Origin of the sequence: Stenotrophomonas sp. HMWF003, assembly GCF_003061285.1 — a bacterium.
GTDB lineage: Bacteria > Pseudomonadota > Gammaproteobacteria > Xanthomonadales > Xanthomonadaceae > Stenotrophomonas > Stenotrophomonas maltophilia_AP.
The window spans coordinates 1-830 of record NZ_QAIW01000360.1 but is presented as its reverse complement, the minus strand read 5'-3'; the positions used below and the strand labels follow the sequence as shown (position 1 = coordinate 830).

Annotated in this window: 1 protein-coding gene; it reads left to right on the top strand. The window is 66.7% G+C overall.

Annotated elements, in window-relative coordinates:
- Positions 1 to 202: 202 nt before the first annotated feature.
- On the top strand, positions 203 to 830 hold a 628-nt coding region (locus tag DBR34_RS14665; RefSeq protein ID WP_181394026.1), incomplete at its 3' end, for a restriction endonuclease.

Below are 830 nucleotides of genomic sequence, written 5' to 3'. Positions count from 1 at the left end.
CCCGCCAATCGCTTCTTCGCCGTTTGTTCCCTCCCCTCACGGCTACGGATTGGCGGGTTTTCTGTGTCTGCTGCTCGAAAGTGAGACGTCCGTCACCGGCTGGGGCGCAGACTTCCGACGGTTCGGATTGAAGTGCCCCCGCAGACGCCTGCGAGCGCATATAAACTGTCAATCGCACATCCGTGTTCATCTCTAGCGCCTCATGTTCTCCTGGATTCTGGCTTTACTGTTGGCCCTCATTGTCTGGACGCTTGCCGCCGCCTGGTTCTGGCTGGTGAAGCGCCGCCGCAAGGAGACCCGGCTTGGGCTCAACGCCCTGGCTGGCATGCATTGGCGTGACTTTTCCGAGATCGTCCGGCGCGCCATGCGCGAGCAGCGTGGGCTGCAGGACGTGCCTGGCGAGGTGGACGACAGCCGCGAGCCGCGCAGCGATTTCCTCATGCACGACGCCCAGCACCGCTGGCTGCTGTCGTGCAAGCATGGCCGCGCCTACCGCATTGGCACCGCGGCGGTGAACGAACTGGGCGCCGCCGCACGGCTGGCCGGAGCCCGCGGTGGCATTCTGATCACCGAAGGCATGGTCGAGCGCGATGGCCGCGTGGCCGCCGAGAAGCAAGGCGTGGAGGTGCTTGACGGGCACCTGCTGTGGCCGCTGCTGCAGCCGTACCTGCCCGGCGACATGGAAGCCCAGGTCAAGAATGCGGCCCGCCGCGAGGCGATCCGGCGGATCTCGATCGCCGCGCTGGGGTCGCTGACCCTGGGGCTGCTGGTGGGCATGGGCTACCTGACCTCGCGACTGGACCAGCAGGCCGCCCCGGTTGCGGTAGCTC